This is a genomic window from Agathobacter sp. LCP21S3_B2, from assembly GCF_052118705.1.
Taxonomy (GTDB): Bacteria; Bacillota; Clostridia; order Lachnospirales; family Lachnospiraceae; genus Roseburia.
In genome coordinates, this window is sequence record NZ_JBQKGQ010000046.1 from 1 (window position 1) to 1,146 (window position 1,146).

Consider the following 1,146-nt stretch of genomic DNA (forward strand, 5'->3'; position numbering starts at 1 on the left):
TATTACTTCGGCTGTTAAATATCACAATATTTAACAGCCATATATTTCAATATATTTCAGCTTGCTATGCTTAAACAAACAAGTTACCTGTTCCTTATTCTCCTGTAGTCCATGCATAAAATTTTCTGTTTTCTTTCGTATCTGTTCCTTTGTGTGTGGAATTATTCCACTATGAACATTCTGCTTTAAATTATGGTTAAGATATTCATCAGGATTGATTTCCGGGGAATATGGTGAAGTAAAGAATAATTCTATTTCATTCTTATGATTCTCTAGCCATTCCTTAACAATTTTTCCATGATGTACCTTAAGATTGTCCACGATAAAAAGTACTTTTCGATCGGCATCTTTTATAAGACGATCCATGAAATTAATAAAAAGCTGCTGTGTCATATTTTCTTCGTAACACATAAAGCGACAGGTTCCATGGTTAGTAATTGCTGAAATCATGTTTATTTTTTCGATTTTATTGAACGATGCTATCTCTGGAGTCTTGCCTTTTGGGGAATAGCCTTTTACATGATAAGCCTGATTATTGATACCCGTTTCATCACCCCAATATATTTCAGCATCCTCTTTCTTTGCCTGTTCTACAATTGCCGGATATGTTTCATGCATAAATTTGTTGAGTTTGACATTGTCTTGAAAATATGCCTTTTTTGTCGGGCGTTGACACGTCATGCCCCAACGCTTAAGGTATTCACTCATATTGCGAAGGGTAATGGTAATTCCATACTTGTCTTTGATAAGCTGACAAACAGCAGCACGAGTCCAAAGCATAAAACTCAGCTTCAACTGATTTGGGCATTTATCAATAATGATGCGTTGAATCTCTTTTTCCTGTTCTGGAGTAAGCTGACGCTTTTCGCCAAATTTACGACCGCGTTTTTTCTCCTTGATATATGATGTACCCTTTCTTTTATACATACTTGAAATACGATCAACGGCATATTTTGAAATTCCTACGGTTTCGGCAATCTCTGTATGTTTTTTACCCTTTTTAAGCATGGAAACAACCTGCTTTTTGATTATTTCTCGAGTTTCTGAATTTACTGATGTAAGATTTATTTTTTCCATACGTCCATTATATCAGAAACAATCACAAATTCATACTATAAGTTGTGTTATTTAATAGCCAAAGTAATA

Annotated in this window: 1 protein-coding gene; it reads right to left on the minus strand. The window is 34.3% G+C overall.

Annotated elements, in window-relative coordinates; all coding sequences use genetic code 11:
- Positions 1-30: 30 nt before the first annotated feature.
- On the minus strand, positions 31-1,077 hold the full coding sequence (locus tag ACTQ1L_RS15200) for an IS630 family transposase (RefSeq protein WP_441368089.1): 1,047 nt from the start codon (positions 1,075-1,077) through the stop codon (positions 31-33).
- Between the last annotated feature and the right edge of the window lie 69 nt (positions 1,078-1,146).

What these genes read in the sequence shown, in the direction of transcription:
- ACTQ1L_RS15200 (WP_441368089.1), bottom strand. Translation starts at nt 1,077, where the DNA reads ATGGAAAAAATAAATCTTACATCAGTAAATTCAGAAACTCGAGAAATA.